This is a genomic window from Bradyrhizobium sp. 17 (assembly GCF_023073515.1).
GTDB lineage: Bacteria > Pseudomonadota > Alphaproteobacteria > Rhizobiales > Xanthobacteraceae > Bradyrhizobium > Bradyrhizobium canariense_D.
Map to the genome: position 1 here is coordinate 125,301 of NZ_JADPJQ010000012.1, position 17,199 is coordinate 142,499.

17 protein-coding genes and 1 pseudogene are annotated in these 17,199 nt (G+C 64.5%); 9 read left to right on the top strand and 9 right to left on the bottom strand.

Annotated elements, in window-relative coordinates; all coding sequences use genetic code 11:
* Positions 1 to 9: 9 nt before the first annotated feature.
* Together IVB13_RS01815 and IVB13_RS01820 are read right to left on the bottom strand one after the other, a co-directional pair.
* Positions 10 to 856, bottom strand: a pseudogene (locus IVB13_RS01815) (DUF296 domain-containing protein).
* 9 nt (positions 857 to 865) lie between these two features.
* A complete protein-coding gene (locus IVB13_RS01820; RefSeq protein ID WP_247336735.1) occupies positions 866 to 2,473 on the bottom strand; it encodes an acyl-CoA synthetase in 1,608 nt (535 codons plus the stop codon).
* Between the two features lie 179 nt (positions 2,474 to 2,652).
* Between IVB13_RS01820 and IVB13_RS01825 the strand changes: the two genes are divergently transcribed.
* Together IVB13_RS01825 and IVB13_RS01830 are read left to right on the top strand one after the other, a co-directional pair.
* Positions 2,653 to 3,009, top strand: a complete 357-nt coding sequence (locus IVB13_RS01825) for a hypothetical protein (protein ID WP_018458005.1) — start codon at positions 2,653 to 2,655, stop codon at positions 3,007 to 3,009.
* Positions 3,010 to 3,257: 248 nt separating this feature from the next.
* Entirely contained in the window at positions 3,258 to 3,533 is a 276-nt protein-coding gene (locus tag IVB13_RS01830) for a GNAT family N-acetyltransferase (RefSeq protein WP_018458006.1), read from the top strand.
* A gap of 53 nt (positions 3,534 to 3,586) precedes the next feature.
* On the opposite strand, the gene IVB13_RS01835 is transcribed toward IVB13_RS01830, so the two are convergent.
* A complete protein-coding gene (locus IVB13_RS01835) occupies positions 3,587 to 3,970 on the bottom strand; it encodes a DUF3597 domain-containing protein (protein ID WP_026233480.1) in 384 nt (127 codons plus the stop codon).
* Positions 3,971 to 4,304: 334 nt separating this feature from the next.
* On the opposite strand from IVB13_RS01835, the gene IVB13_RS01840 reads away from it, so the two are divergent.
* Both IVB13_RS01840 and IVB13_RS01845 read left to right on the top strand, forming a co-directional pair.
* Positions 4,305 to 5,213 carry a DUF2189 domain-containing protein gene (locus tag IVB13_RS01840; RefSeq protein ID WP_026233481.1) on the top strand — a complete coding sequence of 303 codons (909 nt, stop codon included), beginning with the start codon at positions 4,305 to 4,307 and terminating at the stop codon, positions 5,211 to 5,213.
* 130 nt (positions 5,214 to 5,343) lie between these two features.
* On the top strand, positions 5,344 to 6,168 hold the full coding sequence (locus IVB13_RS01845) for a lytic murein transglycosylase (RefSeq protein ID WP_018458009.1): 825 nt from the start codon (positions 5,344 to 5,346) through the stop codon (positions 6,166 to 6,168).
* A gap of 76 nt (positions 6,169 to 6,244) precedes the next feature.
* On the opposite strand, the gene IVB13_RS01850 is transcribed toward IVB13_RS01845, so the two are convergent.
* Positions 6,245 to 6,571, bottom strand: coding sequence for a hypothetical protein (locus IVB13_RS01850; protein ID WP_247487471.1), 327 nt, complete (start codon positions 6,569 to 6,571; stop codon positions 6,245 to 6,247).
* A gap of 617 nt (positions 6,572 to 7,188) precedes the next feature.
* Between IVB13_RS01850 and IVB13_RS01855 the strand changes: the two genes are divergently transcribed.
* From IVB13_RS01855 to IVB13_RS01875, 5 genes are all read left to right on the top strand, one after another.
* Positions 7,189 to 7,341, top strand: a complete 153-nt coding sequence (locus IVB13_RS01855) for a DUF1127 domain-containing protein (protein ID WP_018458011.1) — start codon at positions 7,189 to 7,191, stop codon at positions 7,339 to 7,341.
* Positions 7,342 to 7,467: 126 nt separating this feature from the next.
* Entirely contained in the window at positions 7,468 to 8,895 is a 1,428-nt protein-coding gene (gene trmFO, locus IVB13_RS01860; RefSeq protein ID WP_247336741.1) for a methylenetetrahydrofolate--tRNA-(uracil(54)-C(5))-methyltransferase (FADH(2)-oxidizing) TrmFO, read from the top strand.
* A 7-nt stretch (positions 8,896 to 8,902) separates the two neighbouring features.
* On the top strand, positions 8,903 to 9,997 hold the full coding sequence (locus IVB13_RS01865) for a serine/threonine protein kinase (RefSeq protein ID WP_026233483.1): 1,095 nt from the start codon (positions 8,903 to 8,905) through the stop codon (positions 9,995 to 9,997).
* 84 nt (positions 9,998 to 10,081) lie between these two features.
* Positions 10,082 to 10,660 carry a CAP domain-containing protein gene (locus IVB13_RS01870; protein ID WP_085353188.1) on the top strand — a complete coding sequence of 193 codons (579 nt, stop codon included), beginning with the start codon at positions 10,082 to 10,084 and terminating at the stop codon, positions 10,658 to 10,660.
* A 78-nt stretch (positions 10,661 to 10,738) separates the two neighbouring features.
* Positions 10,739 to 11,917 (top strand): aminotransferase class V-fold PLP-dependent enzyme, encoded by a 1,179-nt coding sequence (locus IVB13_RS01875; RefSeq protein ID WP_018458015.1) that lies wholly within the window; start codon positions 10,739 to 10,741, stop codon positions 11,915 to 11,917.
* A 16-nt stretch (positions 11,918 to 11,933) separates the two neighbouring features.
* Here IVB13_RS01875 and IVB13_RS01880 read toward each other — a convergent pair whose 3' ends face one another.
* The 5 genes from IVB13_RS01880 to secD are packed head-to-tail and all read right to left on the bottom strand — an operon-like array spanning position 11,934 to position 17,162.
* Positions 11,934 to 13,178 (bottom strand): threonine ammonia-lyase, encoded by a 1,245-nt coding sequence (locus IVB13_RS01880; RefSeq protein ID WP_018458016.1) that lies wholly within the window; start codon positions 13,176 to 13,178, stop codon positions 11,934 to 11,936.
* A gap of 45 nt (positions 13,179 to 13,223) precedes the next feature.
* A complete protein-coding gene (locus IVB13_RS01885; protein ID WP_018458017.1) occupies positions 13,224 to 14,087 on the bottom strand; it encodes a phytoene/squalene synthase family protein in 864 nt (287 codons plus the stop codon).
* The gene (locus IVB13_RS01890) at positions 14,084 to 14,467 is read right to left on the bottom strand and encodes an Mth938-like domain-containing protein (protein ID WP_018458018.1); all 384 of its coding nucleotides are present in this window, start codon (positions 14,465 to 14,467) and stop codon (positions 14,084 to 14,086) included. Before IVB13_RS01890 ends, IVB13_RS01885 begins: the two co-directional genes overlap by 4 nt.
* A 60-nt stretch (positions 14,468 to 14,527) precedes the next feature.
* A complete protein-coding gene (secF, locus tag IVB13_RS01895; protein ID WP_018458019.1) occupies positions 14,528 to 15,547 on the bottom strand; it encodes a protein translocase subunit SecF in 1,020 nt (339 codons plus the stop codon).
* Between the two features lie 10 nt (positions 15,548 to 15,557).
* Positions 15,558 to 17,162, bottom strand: a complete 1,605-nt coding sequence (secD, locus tag IVB13_RS01900; protein ID WP_018458020.1) for a protein translocase subunit SecD — start codon at positions 17,160 to 17,162, stop codon at positions 15,558 to 15,560.
* Between the last annotated feature and the right edge of the window lie 37 nt (positions 17,163 to 17,199).

The following is a 17,199-nucleotide window of genomic DNA, read 5'->3' on the forward strand; positions in this document are numbered from 1 at the left end:
TCGCCGATACTAGCCCAACACCTCGAGCACCAGCTCCATGGTCATCAGCACGGGATTGTCGCCACGAATCAGACGGCCCTCCGCTATGCCGCCAGTGTAGTCGATCAGGGCGACATCGAGTGCGGCTTCGAGGGCGCCGGAGGAGCCGGCCGCAATCGCGCCGCCGGTTACCGCAAGCTCGGTCGCGAAGGGCTCAGTCACGCCGCCATGGGTGAAGCGCGCCCCAATGGTCGAGCCGACACCGCCATGGATCCTCGCGCGCGCGATGCCTTGCGCGCGGCAGAAGTCTTCGAGACAGCCCGCGAAATCCTGATTGCGCGAAAGCGCGGCTGGTCGTGCGTGCGCCGGTGCTCGCAGCCGCCACGGGCCCGAACAGCTTGAAATTGGTCTCGCGATCTGGCTCTGCGGCGAACATCGCACCATCGATGCCGAAGGCCTCGACCTCGAACGGCTCGGCGACATCGGTCACGTCCGGCAGCATGTGGCCACCACCGGCGCGGCCATCGGCCTCCGTCCACAGCCCATGGCAATGAAAGAACGGGGCGCCATTGTGCATGCCCAGCGTCATGCTGCCGAGCCTGGTGCGCGTCACGCCGCTTGGCCGGAATGTGTCGCTATAAAACGCGGCATTCTCGCTGGTCTTCGACAGCGCCGGCATGACATAGCCGAACGGCCCGAGCGCGCCGCGCCCGAAGCTGAGCACGCCGCCGGCGAATCCCTCCGCGGCGAAACCGCGGCGCGCCGCCTCCAGCAGCGGCAGACCTGCTTGAAGCGTGAAGGAGAAAGCGCGTCCCCTCGCCTCCGCCCATTGGATGCGCTCGGCGACCGGCGCGCCGGGCTGCTTGATGCTGCGCATGACCTTCGCTCAGCCCGCCCGTGTCTTGTCGAGATCGAGCAGCCCGCGCGCCTCGAGCTCGTCGCGAACCATCCGTTTGGGAACCTTGCCGTAGCCGGATTTCGGCAAGGCCTCCCAAAAGAAGAACCGCTTCGGCATCTTGTAGCGGGGGACCTTGGGGCCGAGGAATGCCGCCATCTCCGCTTCGCTCACCGGCTTCGCGCCTTCGCGGGCGACGCAGACGGCAACGCCGACCTCGCCCCAGGTCGCATCGGGTACGCCGAGCACCGCGACCTCGCCGACGCAAGGATGGGTCAGAATCTTCTCCTCGATTTCGCGCGGATAGATGTTGGAGCCGCCGGAGATGTACATGTCGGAGGCTCGTCCCGTGATGTAGACGAACCCCTCCTCGTCCATGTGGCCGAGATCGCCAGTGCGGAACCAGCCGTTGCGGAAAGCCTTCGCATTGGCTTCGGGATTGTCATAGTAGCCGGCCAGCACCGCGGGGCCGATTACGCAGATCTCGCCGCTCTGGTTGGCGCCGAGTTCACGGCCCTCGTCGTCCTGGATCGAGACCTGCATGCCGGTACGCTCGAAGCCACAGGTGCCGATCTTCGCGTGCGGCCCGTCCTCGGGGTCATGCAGCGCTGCCGGCAGCACGGTGATGTTGCCGGTCACCTCGCCGAGGCCGAAATACTGCACGATCACCTTGCCGAGCTTCCTCAGCGCAGCCTTCTGGTCCTCGCGATACATCGGCGCACCCGCATAGATCACATGGCGCAGCGAGGAATGATCGTATTTGTCGGCGGCGGGATGCTCGACCATCATCTTCAGAATGGTCGGCACCACGAAGAGATTGCTGACGCGATGCGCCTCGATCAGGCGGAACGCCTCGTCAATGTCGAATTTCTCCGTCGGCAGCAGCACGGTGCACACGCCGCGCGCGGTCTGCACCAGCTGATGCACGCCGGCGCCATGCGACAGCGGCGCCACCACCAGCGAGGCATCTGCTTCGGTGACGCCGGGCGTAAGATCGGCGAGATGGTTGGTGACGACAAAACCCATCTGACCGTGGGTGAGCACCGCAGCCTTGGAGCGGCCGGTGGTGCCCGATGTAAAGAAGAACCAGCAGGGATCGTCGTGCTCGACTGCGACGTTCTCGACCACCGTGCCGGCGCGCGACGCGACGGCATCCGCAACCGACGTCTCGGCAAACGGCGCCCGACCGTCGATGCTCCAGGTGAATTCCAGCGCGCCACCGCTTACGGCCGCGGCGTGCTCGGGAAAATCGACATGGCACAGAAACGCCTTCGCGCCGGAGGCCTGCGCGAGATAGGCGACCTCGTCCGGCATCAGGCGGAAATTGGTGGGTACCCAGACCGCGCCAAGCCGGAACGCGGCGAACATCGAGAAGAACATCTCATCGCCGTTCTTGGAATGAACGAGGATGCGGTCGCCCTTCGCGATCCCGCGCGCCGCGAGAGCGGCTGCCAGTGCCGAGACCTGCGCATCGATCTCGCGCCAGGTCCAGGATCTGTCGCCCCAGACGAAACCGGGACGCGCCCCATGCCGCCGCGCATTCTGGGTCAGCATGTGAGCGAGATTCATGACGCGGCGGGACATGCGCAGGGGCTGCATCGGGCTTCCTCTTCGGCGGCGGACGGCACGCGAGCCGGCCGCTCATTGCAGCCCATTTATCGCCATCGCCAGGAGCCCTGCAAGGTTGCCGGGCGCAGCGCAGCCCATCCAACCGTTCAGGAAATTTTAAACATGATCGGCGCAACCTCGCTCAGTTCTCGCGTACAGAGTGCCGCATCATGGTCAAAGCGCCCGCCCTCCTCATGTTATCGCTGGCGCTTGCCGGATGTGCCGTGGGCCCACAAGCGCACCTCGCCTCCGATCCTGCCTTCAAGCCCGCGCGCTATGCCTGGGACGGCGCCGGCGAAAATCCCAATCACCCGCGCGCTGCTTCAGAACCAGTGCGCGCGGCCCGATCCGAGCGCAACAGGTCGCAAGCCGCGCTTCAGCCCTATTCAAAGGAATGGTGGCAGGCGAAGGATGGCATCGAGGAGGAACGGGACGCCATGGTCAACCGTTCCCTCGTCATCTGCCAGGGATGCCTGCGCCCGCAGGCGCAGCCGGAGGATTCCAGGCTCGCCAAGGCGACCGATTGAAGCATCCGGGCGATCAGGCCTAGGAAGAGATCCAACGCCGGCGTTGCGAGAAGCGGCGGGGGGCTACAACGCCCCGAGCTTCCATAACGACTCCTGCACCGTCGGCAAGCCCGGCTTCAATTCCAGGCTGAGCGGGACACGCAGTTTCCGGATATCTCCCCTGCGGCAACCACTCTTGCTCGCACCTTGGCAAGGACCGGTTGAGGCGCCTAGATCAGAGGCAAGCAGCATGTCGGAAGGATTTTTGCATGGCGCCGTCGGTACGGGATAACAAGGACAGAAGCCGCTTCGAGCTCGATGTCGGCAGCGAAATCGCCTTCGCCAATTACCGGCTGACGCCGTCGGCGGTGATCATCACCCACACCGAGACGCCGCGCGCGCTGCGCGGCCGCGGCATCGGCTCCGAGCTGGTCAAGGGCGCGCTGGAATTGATCCGGCGCGACGGCAGGAAGGTGATTGCCGGTTGCGGTTTCGTCGTCGATTATCTCGACAGGCATCCGGAAGATGCGGATCTCGTCGCCTGAATGCAAAAGGGCCCGCGCGATCGCGGGCCCTTGGATTGCGACCGGGCGATCGGTCAGTGCTTGATCTCCGGCGGCAGCTTGCCGCCATTGGCGGCGAGCTTGGACATCACCTGCTTGTGCAGCCAGACGTTCATGGTCGCGGAATCGTTAGTGTCGCCGCTGTAGCCGAGCTCCTTGGCGAGGTCCTTGCGCGCAGCGAGGCTGGAATCGATGTCGAGCGCCTTCATCAGATCGACGATCGAGGTGCGCCATTCCAGCTTTTCGCCCTTGTGCGCAGCGGCCGCCGCGTCGACGATCGCGGCAACGTCCACCGTCGCCGCGGATCCGCTCGGCGCGGCCCCTGCGGGCGCGCTGCCCGACGGTGCGCTGCCTGCGGGCGCGGCGGAAGCTGGCTGGCTACCGAAGATCGCGCCCATAATTTTCCCGAAAATGCTCATGTCTGCTCCCCGAAAAGGACCCGCTGGAAGGGCCTTGAGTGGCACTTATAGACCAAGTTGCGTCGTTGCGCCCGCCAAAGTTCCGCGAACAAGCACGCAGCATCAGCTTATCTGCGGCGAAATAACGACCGAATGACACTGTAGAGATTGCACCGCGGCATCGAATCTCACCCAAGCGTGAGGGACAGGACTCGCAAATGGGCGTACGGTTGACGTTCAGTTCGCGATGCCATCCGGAATTCGCGTCTGGTTGGGGATCGCGAAACTCAGAATAGCGGCCGCTTGCGCCGTTGCTGGCGCCAGATGCGGCCGCATGGCAAGGGAGCTAGCGACCATGGCCACACTCTACCCGGGCAATGTCCCGTCCATGGCCCAGACCGCCGAAGCGGCTGGACCGGTGATCCGAACCATCCAACTCTCCGATCTGCAGGATGCGCTCAAGCGCGGCTGGGACGATTTCAAGGCGGTGCCGAGCCACGCCATCATCCTCTGCGTGATCTATCCTGTGCTGGGCCTCGTGCTCGCCCGCGTGGTGATGGGCTATTCAGTGTTGCCGTTGTTGTTCCCACTGGCCGCAGGCTTCGCGCTAATCGGCCCGTTCGCCGCTCTCGGTCTCTACGAGCTCTCCAGCCGGCGCGAGCGCCATGAGGAGGCCAGCGCCTGGGACGCCATGGAGGTGCTGCGTTCGCCCTCGTTCGGCGCCATGCTCGGTCTCGGCGCGCTGCTGCTGGCCCTGTTCGTGACCTGGGTTGCGACCGCGCAGGCAATTTATGTCGCCGCTTTCGGCTATGAAGGCGCATCCGGGATCTCGGATTTTCTGACGCGCGTGCTCACGAGCCGGCAAGGCTGGTGGCTGATCGTGGTCGGCTGCGGCACCGGCTTCCTGTTCGCCCTTGCCGCGCTGTGCATCAGCGCCGTGTCGTTCCCGCTGATGCTTGACCGCCATGCCGGCGCGTTCGAGGCCATGGTGACGTCACTGCGCGTCGTCGCGAAGAACCCGGTGCCGATGGCGGCCTGGGGCCTGATCGTGGCCGTCCTGCTGGCGCTGGGCACCATTCCGGCCTTCCTCGGCCTTGCCGTGGTGGTCCCCGTGCTCGGCCATGCCACCTGGCATCTCTACCGCAAGGTGATCGCGGCCGATCCGGGCGCGCGTCCGGTGCCGCCTCCGCCGCATCGTGCACGCAAGCCGGCCGCCGACTTCCCCGCCAACCTCTTCCCCTGGCGCAATCGGACCGACGCCTGACGATATCGTGACATGCGATCCTGCCCCGGTGCGGGCAGGATCGCGCACTGTCATACGCCTTGCTTTGGCCGCGGTTTCCATCGAGATTGCGCGCGCCGTTCAGATCACTTCACGGAATTTATTTGCTCGAATGACCCCGACGATTTCTCGTCTCGCCCTCGCAGCCTTAGCCATCACCGCGTCCATCCTATCCGCTCAGCCAGCGCTCGCCGCTGTTGCCTGCGGTTCAGGCAATTTCGACGCGTGGCTTGCAGACTTCAAAACGGACGCCGCGGCCAAGGGCGTCTCGCAACAGGCCATTTCCGCCGGGCTCGCCGGTGTGACGCTCGATCAGAACGTGCTCAACCGCGACCGCTCGCAGAAGGTCTTCAGCCAGACCTTCGAGGAGTTTTCCGGCCGCATGGTGCCGCCGCGCCTGACGCGCGGCTCCAACATGATGAAGCAATACGGCTCGGTGCTGTCGCGTATCGAGCAGACCTACGGCGTGCCTGGCGAGGTGCTGGTCGCGATCTGGGGTCTCGAGACCGATTTCGGCGTCAATACCGGCAAGTTCGCGACCATCCGCTCACTGGCGACGCTGGCCTATGACTGCCGGCGCTCCGAGCAGTTTCGCGCCGAGCTGTTGGATGCGCTCCGCATTGTCCAGCGCGGCGACCTCGCACCGGCCGACATGAAGGGCGCCTGGGCCGGCGAGCTCGGACAGACCCAGTTCATGCCGTCGTCATGGATGAAATACGCCGTCGATTTCGACGGCAATGGTAAGCGCGATCTCCTGCACAACGCCCCTGACGTGCTCGCCTCCACCGCGAACTATCTTGCCGGTTATGGCTGGCAGAAGGGTAAGGATTGGCAGCCGGGCAGTCCGAATTTCGCGGTGCTGCAGCAGTGGAACAAGAGCGAGGTCTACTCGAAGACCGTCGCCTATTTCGCCACCCAGCTCGCGCGCGCCCCTTAGATGAGATGCTTGCAGGACAAAAGCGTAGGGCCGATCGCTCGGCGACCGGCCCTCTCCTAATGCGTTCCTGAAGTTCCTATTTGCCCATGGTGGCGTGCATCGCTTTGTTCAGATGCGCGCCGCACGCACCCATTTTGCCGTTGAGCAGCCAGTCCTGCGCGGCCGCGATCTCCTTCTGCGCGACGAACTTGCCGTCACCATCGGCCATGTTTTCGATCGCGGTCTCTGTCTTCTCCAGATTGGCCGAGCTGCAGCCGCCGGCGGCGTGCTTGGCGGCCTGGGCCGGCGTGACGGCGAACGCAACGGCGGCAATTGCGATAACCCCGAGTAACTTCGTCATGACGTTACCTTCCTTCTCTTGTTCTTGGGCCAGAGCCAGCGACATTGCCGGAATCTGCGACATCACCTTCCTCCGGGCGCGGCAACTTGACGCAATGAATTCCCCGCGAGAATTGCGTGATGTTGCGCGGCGCGCAGAGCTGCATGCAAAATTTCTGATTTTCATTACACGCTTGTAATCAACGCCACACGTTCAGCGTGTGTGCACTGCGAGCGGGGACGGTTGTGGCTAACCAAGCGGGATAGTCCTGACTCGCCGCCCTTCGTCATGTGGATCCGCTGCAACCAGGCGAATCGCTGGCGAGAGTTGGCAAAAGTGTACGCACGCGCCAACTAATGAGTATCAATTCATTAGAATCATGCGATTCTCGCATGTGAGACTTGGTTATAGAAGCTAGTCGATCCGCTTGCGGACAAGAGCAAAGCGACTTATTTCGCTCCGAACGGAACCGACTAGCCCATAGCAAATCCGTGAATTCACGGGACTTCAGACCTGTGCTCCCTGTTCCGCCTACCCTTTGGGCGGGAGTGCTTTCGGGTTAATCGTCCGTTACCAGCGCCATGCACTCAGCGCTTAGCTGCATCGCAGCATCGGAACTTTCGCACTGCACCACTCTCACCTATATTCATTTCAACGATGAGGCTCGGGCAAGAGCTGAATCGAACTACAGGAGATTACCAATGCTGCTCTCGCTCATCCGCATGATCCAAGCTTTCCGGGACTATCAGCGCAATGTTGCCGAGCTGTCCCAGCTCAGCGATCGCGAGCTTTCCGATATCGGCCTCGATCGCTCGGACATCCCGCGCGTTGCCGCCGGTCAGTATCAGGGCTGATATCGTTCAGCCCTGAACCGGACGGACCGATAGCGCCCGCCTCGTGCGGGCGTTGTCGCATCCGGAGGCAGAAAACTCGATCTCGGCGATTCCACTGATCGCCGAAAAGCGCTACCTGTCCGCCCCATGACAGGACCCCAATCAAATACCGTGCACGTGATCGGCGCAGGCCTTGCCGGCTCCGAAGCCGCCTGGCAGGTGGCCGAATTCGGCGTGCCCGTGGTGCTGCACGAGATGCGGCCGACCCGCATGACCGAGGCACACCGCACCGATGGGCTTGCCGAGCTCGTCTGCTCCAATTCGTTCCGCTCGGACGATGCCGCCAACAACGCCGTCGGCCTGCTGCATGCCGAGATGCGCCGCCTCGATTCGCTGATCATGCGCGCAGCCGACGCCAACCAGGTACCCGCTGGCGGCGCGCTGGCGGTGGACCGCGACGGCTTCTCGGCGGCCGTCACCAAGGCGCTGAACGATCATCCGCTGATCGAGATCGCCCGCGGTGAGGTCGCAGGCCTGCCGCCGGCCGAGTGGAGCAACGTCATCGTTGCGACCGGCCCCCTCACTTCGGCGCCGCTGGCCGATGCGATCCGCGAGTTGACCGACGAGAACGCCCTCGCCTTCTTCGACGCGATCGCGCCGATCGTGCACCGCGAATCCATCGACATGTCGGTGGCCTGGTTTCAGTCACGCTACGACAAGGTCGGTCCCGGCGGCACCGGCGCCGACTACATCAACTGCCCGATGACAAAGGAGCAGTATGACGGCTTCGTCGCAGCGCTGGTCGCCGGCGAGAAGACCGAGTTCAAGGAATGGGAGACCAACACGCCCTATTTCGACGGCTGTCTGCCAATCGAGGTCATGGCGGAACGCGGCCCCGAGACTCTCCGCCATGGACCGATGAAGCCGGTCGGCCTCACCAATCCGCACGATCCCACCACCAAGGCCTACGCGATCGTGCAGCTGCGCCAGGACAACAAGCTCGGCACGCTCTACAACATCGTCGGCTTCCAGACGAAACTGAAATACAGCGAGCAGCAGCGCATCTTCCGCACCATTCCGGGGCTGGAGAAGGCCGAATTTGCTCGCCTCGGCGGCCTGCATCGCAACACCTTTCTCAACTCGCCAAAGCTGCTCGACGGCCAATTGCGCCTGCGCGCGCAGCCGCGGCTGCGCTTTGCCGGCCAGATGACGGGCTGCGAGGGCTATGTGGAATCCGCCAGCGTCGGCCTGATTGCCGGTCTCTATGCGGCAGCGGAGGTGCGCGGCGAGACGCTTGCGAGTCCGCCGGTCACGACTGCGCTCGGATCCCTGCTCGGCCACATCACCGGCGGCCATATCGAGACCATCGAGCCCGGCACGCGCTCGTTCCAGCCGATGAACATCAATTTCGGCCTGTTCCCGCCGCTCGCCAGCGCGCCGACGAAGAAGCCCGACGGAAGCCGGCTGCGCGGTAACGAGAAGACGGTGGCCAAAAAGCAGGCGATGAGCGCGCTGGCGCTCGCCGATCTCGATCGCTGGATCGCCGATCACCTGCGCATTGCCGCCGCGGCGTGAGTTTTCGATGAACCTTCCCAAAGACGACGCCGCAACACTCTCGGCGCGCTGGACCGAGGGCGTGCTGCTCAAGCGCGACGTGTTCTCGACCGTCGAGCGCGGCCGATTCCGCGACGATGACGGCGAGGTCGACGCGGTGCTGCGCCGCCTCGACGAGGTGCCGTGGTGGTCATTCCTTTTGGCGCGCCACCTGTTCGCCCGCGAGAAGCATGCGCTGGCACTCGCTAAGGGACTCGATGTCGGCCCGGAGCTGCTGTGGGCCGGACGCCGCGCGCTGGTGCGCAGCTTCGTCGATGGTGTCGCACTGCATCTGGCGAAACCGCATGGCGACCTCGCCTATTTTCGCTCGGCGAAGGCCGCGCTGCGACGGCTGCGCCGCGCCGGAATCTGCCACAACGATCTTGCCAAGGAACAGAACTGGCTGGTCGGCCGCGACGGTCGCGCCTATGTGACCGACTTCCAGCTCGCCGCCTGCTTCGACCGTCGCGGCCGGCTTTACCGGATCCTGGCCTATGAAGATCTCCGGCATCTGCTCAAGCACAAGCGATCCTACGCGCCCGAGGCGCTGACGCCGCGCGAGCGCAAGATCCTGGCGAAGAAGTCGTTCGCCGCCAGCCTCTGGCTCGCCACCGGCAAGAAGGTCTATCGGGCAATCACCCGCGGCCTGTTCAACTTCACCGACCGTGAAGGCGGCGGCCGAAGGCTCGTCAACGACGCGCCGGTGCTGGCAGAATTGATCCGCAAGAACCCCGCCGTGCGCGACACCGCCATCGTCGCCTTTGCCGACCGCCGCTCCGGTGTCGGCCTCTATGCCTTCGTCGAAGCCGATCAGGCCGCGCTCGAAGGCCAATTGCGCATCGAGCTCACCGCTGCCAAGGGGCCAAAGCCGCCGGAACACATCCAGGTCGTGCACGCACTGCCACGCAATCCGGACGGCAAGCCGCGCACGGAGATCCTGCAACTGGTCGCCATGAACCAGCTCGACCTGATCGAGCCGATGATGAAGAACGACCAGGACCGTGCTTTCCTCAAGGACATCCTGGAGCAGCGCAAGAACCTGCGCGACCGCTTCAATTTCGAGGCCGACCTGCCGGCGAGCTAACGTGGATCACGCCTTGAAGCGTCCACATTGGCGATAGAGAAGCGATCCGATAATTCGAACTTGGTGGGGGGACTTGGCGGGGTCATGGGCACTCGGGGGTACATGATGCATCGTGTGGTTGGCGGCCTGATCGCTAGCCTTCTGCTGCTCGCCACCACGTCCGCAATGGCCGAGTCCCCCGCCGAGCTGATCTCGAGCTTCCGCCTCAAGCATGGTGAGGTCCGCGTCGTCCGCGATTCGACCCTCGACCGCATCGCCATGGACCAGGCGCGCGCGATGGCGACGAAGGACGACCTCAGTCACGACGCCCTCGGCCCGTTCAACCGCCGGGTCGCACCGGCCGGCGCAGGCCGCGCCGCCGAGAACATCGCCTACGGCTACGACAATTTCGAGAAGACCCTCGGACAGTGGATCGACTCGTCGGGACACCGCAAGAATCTGCTGCTGCACAACGCTTCCCGCGTCGGGATCGCGAGCGCGAAAAACGCTAGCGGCAAGCGCACCTATTGGGCAATGGTGATCGCCGGCGACTACGAGCCGAAGGGCAAAGGCAAAGGCAAGAAAGACGGGGAGCCGCTGGTTGCGGTGAAGCGCGAGGCTGCGCCCGCCAGCAAGCCAAAATCCAGCGGCTGCCACATCAAGCTGCTCGGCCTTTGCATCTGAGACCAAGCTTGGCCATCTTGTTCGCATCCCTCGACGCGTTTAATCCATGCATGAGGATCGCGAGACGCGGAGGCATGGATGATGGATATCGACCGAATTCGTCGCGACACCCCGGCTGCCTCTCGGCTCGCCTATCTCCACAACGCGGGCGCAGCGCTGATGCCGGCGTCGGTTGTTGCGGCGATGAAGGAACACATCGATCTGGAGAGCGAGATCGGAGGCTATGCCGCCGCCGACCGCGAGGCGCGCCGACTTGAATCCGTTTACGGCTCGGTCGCCCGCCTCCTGAACGCCGCGCCCGATGAGATCGCCCTCATGGAGAACGCGACGGTTGCCTGGCAGATGGCTTTCTACGCGCTTCCATTCAGCAAGGGCGACCGGATCCTGACCGCCGAGGCGGAGTACGCGGCCAACTATGTCGCCTTTCTTCAGGTCGCCAACCGAACAGGCGTCGCGATCGACGTCGTGCCGAGCGATGCCAGCGGCGAGCTCGACGTCGACGCGCTCGAACGCATGATCGATGAGCGCGTGAAGCTGATTGCGATCACCTGGGTTCCGACCAATGGCGGGCTGGTCAATCCGGCTGCAGCCGTCGGCAAGATAGCGCGGGCGCACGGCATCCCCTATCTGCTCGACGCCTGCCAGGCAGTCGGACAGATGGTGGTCGACGTCGAGGCCATCGGCTGTGACATGTTGTCGGGGACCGGGCGTAAATTCCTCCGCGGCCCGCGCGGCACCGGCTTTCTCTACGTCGGCCGAAAAATGCTGCAGCGGCTCGAACCGCCAATGATCGATCACTTCGCCGCACCCTGGGTCTCCCGGGACGCTTTTCGGCTGCGTGACGATGCGCGCCGTTTTGAGACCTGGGAGAACAACTACGCAGCCCGGCTTGGGCTCGGCGCGGCTGTCGATTATGCCCTCGATGTCGGGATCGGCCCGATCGAGCGGCGTTGCCGCATGCTGGCGGACCGCCTCCGGGGCGGCCTTGCATCCATTCGCGGCATCAGAGTTCGCGACCTCGGACGCGCTCCGGGAGCCATCGTCAGCTTCACGGTGGAAGGGTACGAGGCGGAAGCGGTCGTCAGCGACGCGGCCGCAGCCGGCATCACGATCGGTGCCTCAGATCCGTCGAGCACGCGCATCGATGCCGAAATCCGCTCGCTGCCGCCGGTGGTGCGCGCCTCCCCGCACTACTACAATACGGACGCGGAGATCGATCGGCTGATCGTCCATTTGGCGGGTTTGACGCGGCGATAGCGGCGATCATGCACGCTCAGGTACAGCGCGCACTCAATCCGGATGCGCCAAGCTTCGCCATGACCTCGTCGAGATGGGCGCTGTCGCGGGTTTCAATCACCAATTGCAGCAACGTCGCCTTGGCCGGAAGATCCGAGAACGTGCGCTGGTGCGAGACCTCGATGATGTTGGCGCCGGCCTCGGCCAGCAGTGCCGCGACCGCAGCCAATTGGCCGGGCCTGTCGGGAATGTCGAGCGACAATTGGGTGAGCCGCCCCTCGCGCGCCAACTCGCGGGTCAGGACCGATGCGATCAGACGTGTGTCAATATTGCCCCCGCTCAGCACCAGCCCGACCTTCTGACCGGCGAAACGGGACGGGTCGGACATCAGCGCGGCGAGGCCAGCGGCACCGGCGCCTTCGACGACCGTCTTCTCGATCGAGATCAGGGTCGCCACCGCGCGCTCGAGCTCGGCTTCGTTGACGAGCGCAATGTCGTCGACAAGGCGGCGGACGATTTCGGTCGTGATCTTGCCGGGCGACTTCACCGCGATGCCTTCCGCGAGTGTGTCGCCACGTGCCGGCAAATTGCCGTCATGGATGGCATTGTACATCGAGGGGTAGAGCCAGGCCTCGACGCCGAGGATCCGCAGCGACGGCTTGATCGATTTCGCGGCAATGGCGATCCCGCTGATCAGGCCACCGCCGCCGATCGGGACGACCAGCGTATCGAGCTCCGGCACGGCCTCGAGTATTTCCAGCCCGACCGTGCCCTGCCCTGCGATGACAAGCGGATCGTCATAGGGATGGACGAAGATCATGCCATGGACTTCGCCGTGGCTGCGCGCATACGCGGCCGCCTCCTCCAGCGTGGCGCCCGTCACCACCACCTCGGCGCCGTGATGCCTGGTGTTCTCGACCTTCACCATGGGCGTGCCGACCGGCATGACGATAGTGGCGGGAATGCCGAGCCGCTTGGCGTGATAGGCGACGCCCTGCGCGTGGTTACCCGCCGACATCGCGACGACGCCCCGCGCGCGCTCCTCCGGCGTCAGCGCCTTGAGGCGGTTGAGCGCGCCGCGCTCCTTGAACGAGGACGTGAACTGGAGGTTCTCGAATTTCAGCCAGATGTCGCAGCCGCAGATATTGCTCAGCGTGCGGCTGTAGCTACAGGGCGTCTCGACGACGGCGCCGCGGATCGTCTCGGCGGCGGCATGGATGTCGGCCGGTACGACCGGAAGGCCGCCCAGATCGGAAGATATGGTTTGGGACAACTCAGCCATAGGACAGCATAGAGCATTTGCCCGGCTCCGGCGATAAGCCAACCGCTATTTGGTAAATTCCCGCGAACGTGAAGCCCGCCACAGCGTCCACAGCGTACGCAGCCGCGATGACGGTTGCGGCGTAAATGGATTGCGCCCGGGTTGCGACAGGCGCTTGAGGTCGGCCCGCGCTTGTCCGAGCGGAAGGAACGTTGGACGCACTGATGCCGGCACCTCCACCAGCAGCGACAAGGCCGTCGTCAAATGTTGCTGCGCCTCGCCCGAGAGTTGGCCCAGCGCGGCGCGCAAGTTTGGCGTCTCCTTTCCGGCGAACACGTCTTCCACGTCGCAATCGTGGCTCGCCAGCACCTGCTGCGGCAGGAACAATTGCCGGCGCGCCGCATCGCGCGGCAGATTGGCGATGACCTGTACGATGCCCTGCGCCAGCCCGGCATGGCGGGCGAGATGCTCGGCCGCCGCCGACGGTGGTCCCATGATCCGGGCGGCGAGATCGAACAGCGCCGATGAGGTCGCCGCGAGGTAGCCCTCCAGCGCCGCCATTGTTGGCATTGGGTCGTTGTAGAGATCGAATTGATGCTCGTCGGCGAGCAGCGACAGCGGCTCGACCGGCAGGTCGAAATCACGGATTGCGCGGAGCAGCTCCGCCGCCACCGGATTGCCCTCGGCACTGCCATGGACTTGGCCCGACAGCATGTCGGTCCACCATTGCAGGCGGATTTCACCGGGCAAGGGCTGGCTCACCTGATCGCGGACGCGGACGATCTCGACATTGAAGGCATAGAGCGCCAGCAGCCCGCGGCGCTCGGCAGCGGGCGCGAACAGGGTCGCGGCATAGTGCGGAAAGTCGTGGCTGCGCACGAGGTCAGCACAGAACGCAGCAGAATCCGGCGGCGGCGCGGAGCCACTCATGGCACGGCGATCAGCGCGGCCGCGACGCGCCGCCGTTCGCCCATCATGATGTTGTAGGTACGCACGGCGGGACCGGTCTGCATCGCATCCAGCACCACCCTCGCCGCTTTGAGCGCCTGGCGCAGTTCCGGCGGCGGCAGCCAGACCCCGGTTCCGGTGCCGACCAGGAGCGTGTCGATGCTGTTGGCAGACTTGAAGACTCGATCCAGCGAATAGCGGTCGATCTTTGCAGGGTCCGTTATGTCCCAGGCCCAGATCGCGTCGGGCAGGCAAAGCAGCGATCCCCGATGCGACATCCCGGCAAAGGCAAAGCCGCCCTTGCCATAGGCTTCGATCGGCGCCGAGCGGGGGAAATGCGGTGCGTTGGGATCGCCGGCCATGAGCTTCGTCCGAATGAGCTTACTGCCCTCCCAAACTCCTGCGAGGGCATGCGGTTCGGATCATGCCTTGCTTTTCTTCGCCGGCGTAGCCTTATCGACCGCATCCTCGCGATGCTCGCCGACGCCGAGATAGATCAGGATCGGGGCCGCAATGAAGATCGAGGTATAGGTGCCGACCAGCACCACGCCGAACATCATGACCGCGGTGAAGCTGTGGATGGCATGGCCGCCGAACAGCAGCAGGGCCAGCAGCGCCAGCGTCACAGTGAAATGGGTGATGATCGAGCGCGACAGCGTCGAGTTGATTGATTCGTTGAGGAGCTGCGGCATCGGCATCTTCTTGTAGCGCCGCAGCATTTCACGGATGCGGTCGTAGATGACGACGGTGTCGTTGAGCGAATAGCCCAAAATCGTCAGAAGCGCCGCGATGCTGGTCAGGTCGAAATCGACCTGACTGATCGACATGAACCCGATCGTGAGCACGATGTCGTGCACGTTGGCGATCATGGCGCCAAGCGCGAACTGCCACTCGAATCGGAACCAGAGGTAGATCAGGATCGAGACGATCGCCAGCATCAGGCCGAGCATGCCGTAGGCGAGCAATTCGCCCGATACGCGCGGTCCCACCACCTCGACGCGGCGATAGTCGACGGAATCGCCAAGCGCGGTGCGGACCTTCTGCACGGCCTCCTGCTGGGCGGCGTCGCCGCCCGGCTGCTCCGCGACACGGATCAGGACATCGGCGGGGCCGCCGAATTGCTGCAACTGGACTTCGCCCAGACGCAGGGCATCCAACGTCGTACGCATCGCCGCAATATCGGCGGTGCCGGACTTGGCCTGCACCTCCAGTAGGGTGCCGCCGCGGAAGTCGATGCCGAAATTCAGTCCATGGGTGAAGAACAGCGTGATCGCGACGATCGACAACGCCGCCGAGATCGGGAAGCTGATCCGGCGAAAACGCGTGAAGTCGAAATGGGTATCGTCGGGGACGATGCGCAGCGACGGCAGCCAGCCGAATGCCGCAACCACGGTGAGAATGGCAATGAGGACGCCGAGCCCGATGAGAACAGTGTGATTCACGATCAGGCTCCTAGATCGGCACGCTCTGCGGCCGCTTCCACCGCACCCACCAGGCCACGATCAGCCGGGTCAGGGTGAAAGCGGTGAACACCGTGGTGATGATGCCGATTCCGAGCGTCACGGCGAAGCCGCGCACCGGACCGGTACCGATGTAGAACAGCACCGCGGCGGCAATAAAAGTGGTGATGTTGGAATCGAGGATGGTCGCAAGCGCCCGCTTGAAGCCGGCGTCGATCGCCGAGATCGCGTTGCGGCCGCCACGCAACTCCTCGCGGATGCGCTCGTAGATCAGCACGTTGGAATCGACCGCGATACCGACGGTGAGCACGATGCCCGCGATGCCCGGCAGCGTCAGCGTGGCGTTGAGAAGCGACAACAGGCCGAAGATCATGGCGACGTTGATGGCCACCGCGATGTTGGCGAACACGCCGAACAGCCGGTAGGTCAAGAGCATGAAGATGATGACCAAGATCGAGCCGACATAGGCGGCGAGCTCGCCCTTTTCGATCGAGTCCTGGCCGAGGCCCGGACCGACGGTGCGCTCCTCGACCACCGTGAGCGGTGCCGGCAGCGCGCCGGCGCGCAGCAGGATCGCGAGATCGTTGGCCGATTGCACCGTGAAACTGCCCGAGATCTGGCCTTGTCCGCCGGTGATGGGCTCGCGGATCACGGGAGCCGAGATGACCTTGTTGTCGAGCACGATCGCAAAAGGCAGCCCGACGTTCTCTTGCGTGGCCTGCGAGAACTTGCGCGCGCCCGACGTATTGAACTTGAAACTCACGACGGGTTCGCTGGTGCGCTGGTCGAAGCTCGCTTGGGCATCGGTCAGGTCGCCGCCGGCGACCAGCACCTGCTTCTTGACCACATAGGGTGTGGGCGGCGGTGACGCGCTCATCAGAAGCTCGGATTCCGGCGGCAAACGTCCTTGCTGCGCCTGATCGGGCGGCACCGACGTATCGACCATGCGGAATTCCATCTTCGCGGTCTTGCCCAGCAATTCCTTCAGACGAGTCGGGTCCTGGAGGCCGGGGACCTGCACCAGGATGCGGTCGTTACCCTGGCGCTGGATGACAGGCTCGACGGTGCCGAGCTCGTTGACGCGGCGTTCGACGATCTGGATCGACTGCTCGATCGTCTTGCGCATGCGGTCGAGCATCGCGGCCTGCGGGATGGTAAGGCGGATCACGCCACCGCCGGCGTCAGTCACATCCAGGTCGCGCTGACCGCTGGATCCGACCAGTCCTCCCAGCGGCTGGGACAGCTCGCGCAGCTTGGCGAGCGCAGGCTGCAGATCGGATTCCTTGGTGATCCGAACCTCGGCCGCGTCGTTGCGCACGGTGACGCCGCCGGTGAAGCCGATCTTGGCATCGCGCAGCGTCCGGCGAACGTCGTCGCGGACCTGGTCGAGCCGCTCCTTCTTCACATAGTTGCCGTCGACCTCGAGCAGCAGATAGGAGCCGCCTTGAAGATCGAGGCCGAGCACGAGCCGACGCTGCGCCCAGGCGGGCCAGGTCTTGACCTGCGCTTCGGGGAAGAAGTTCGGGACCGCGCAGAGGCACACGATCAGCGCCGTCAGGATAATCCCGAGCGCCTTCCACCGCGTGAAATACAACATCGACTGGACCTGTCAGATCAGGAGATTTGCAGGAAAA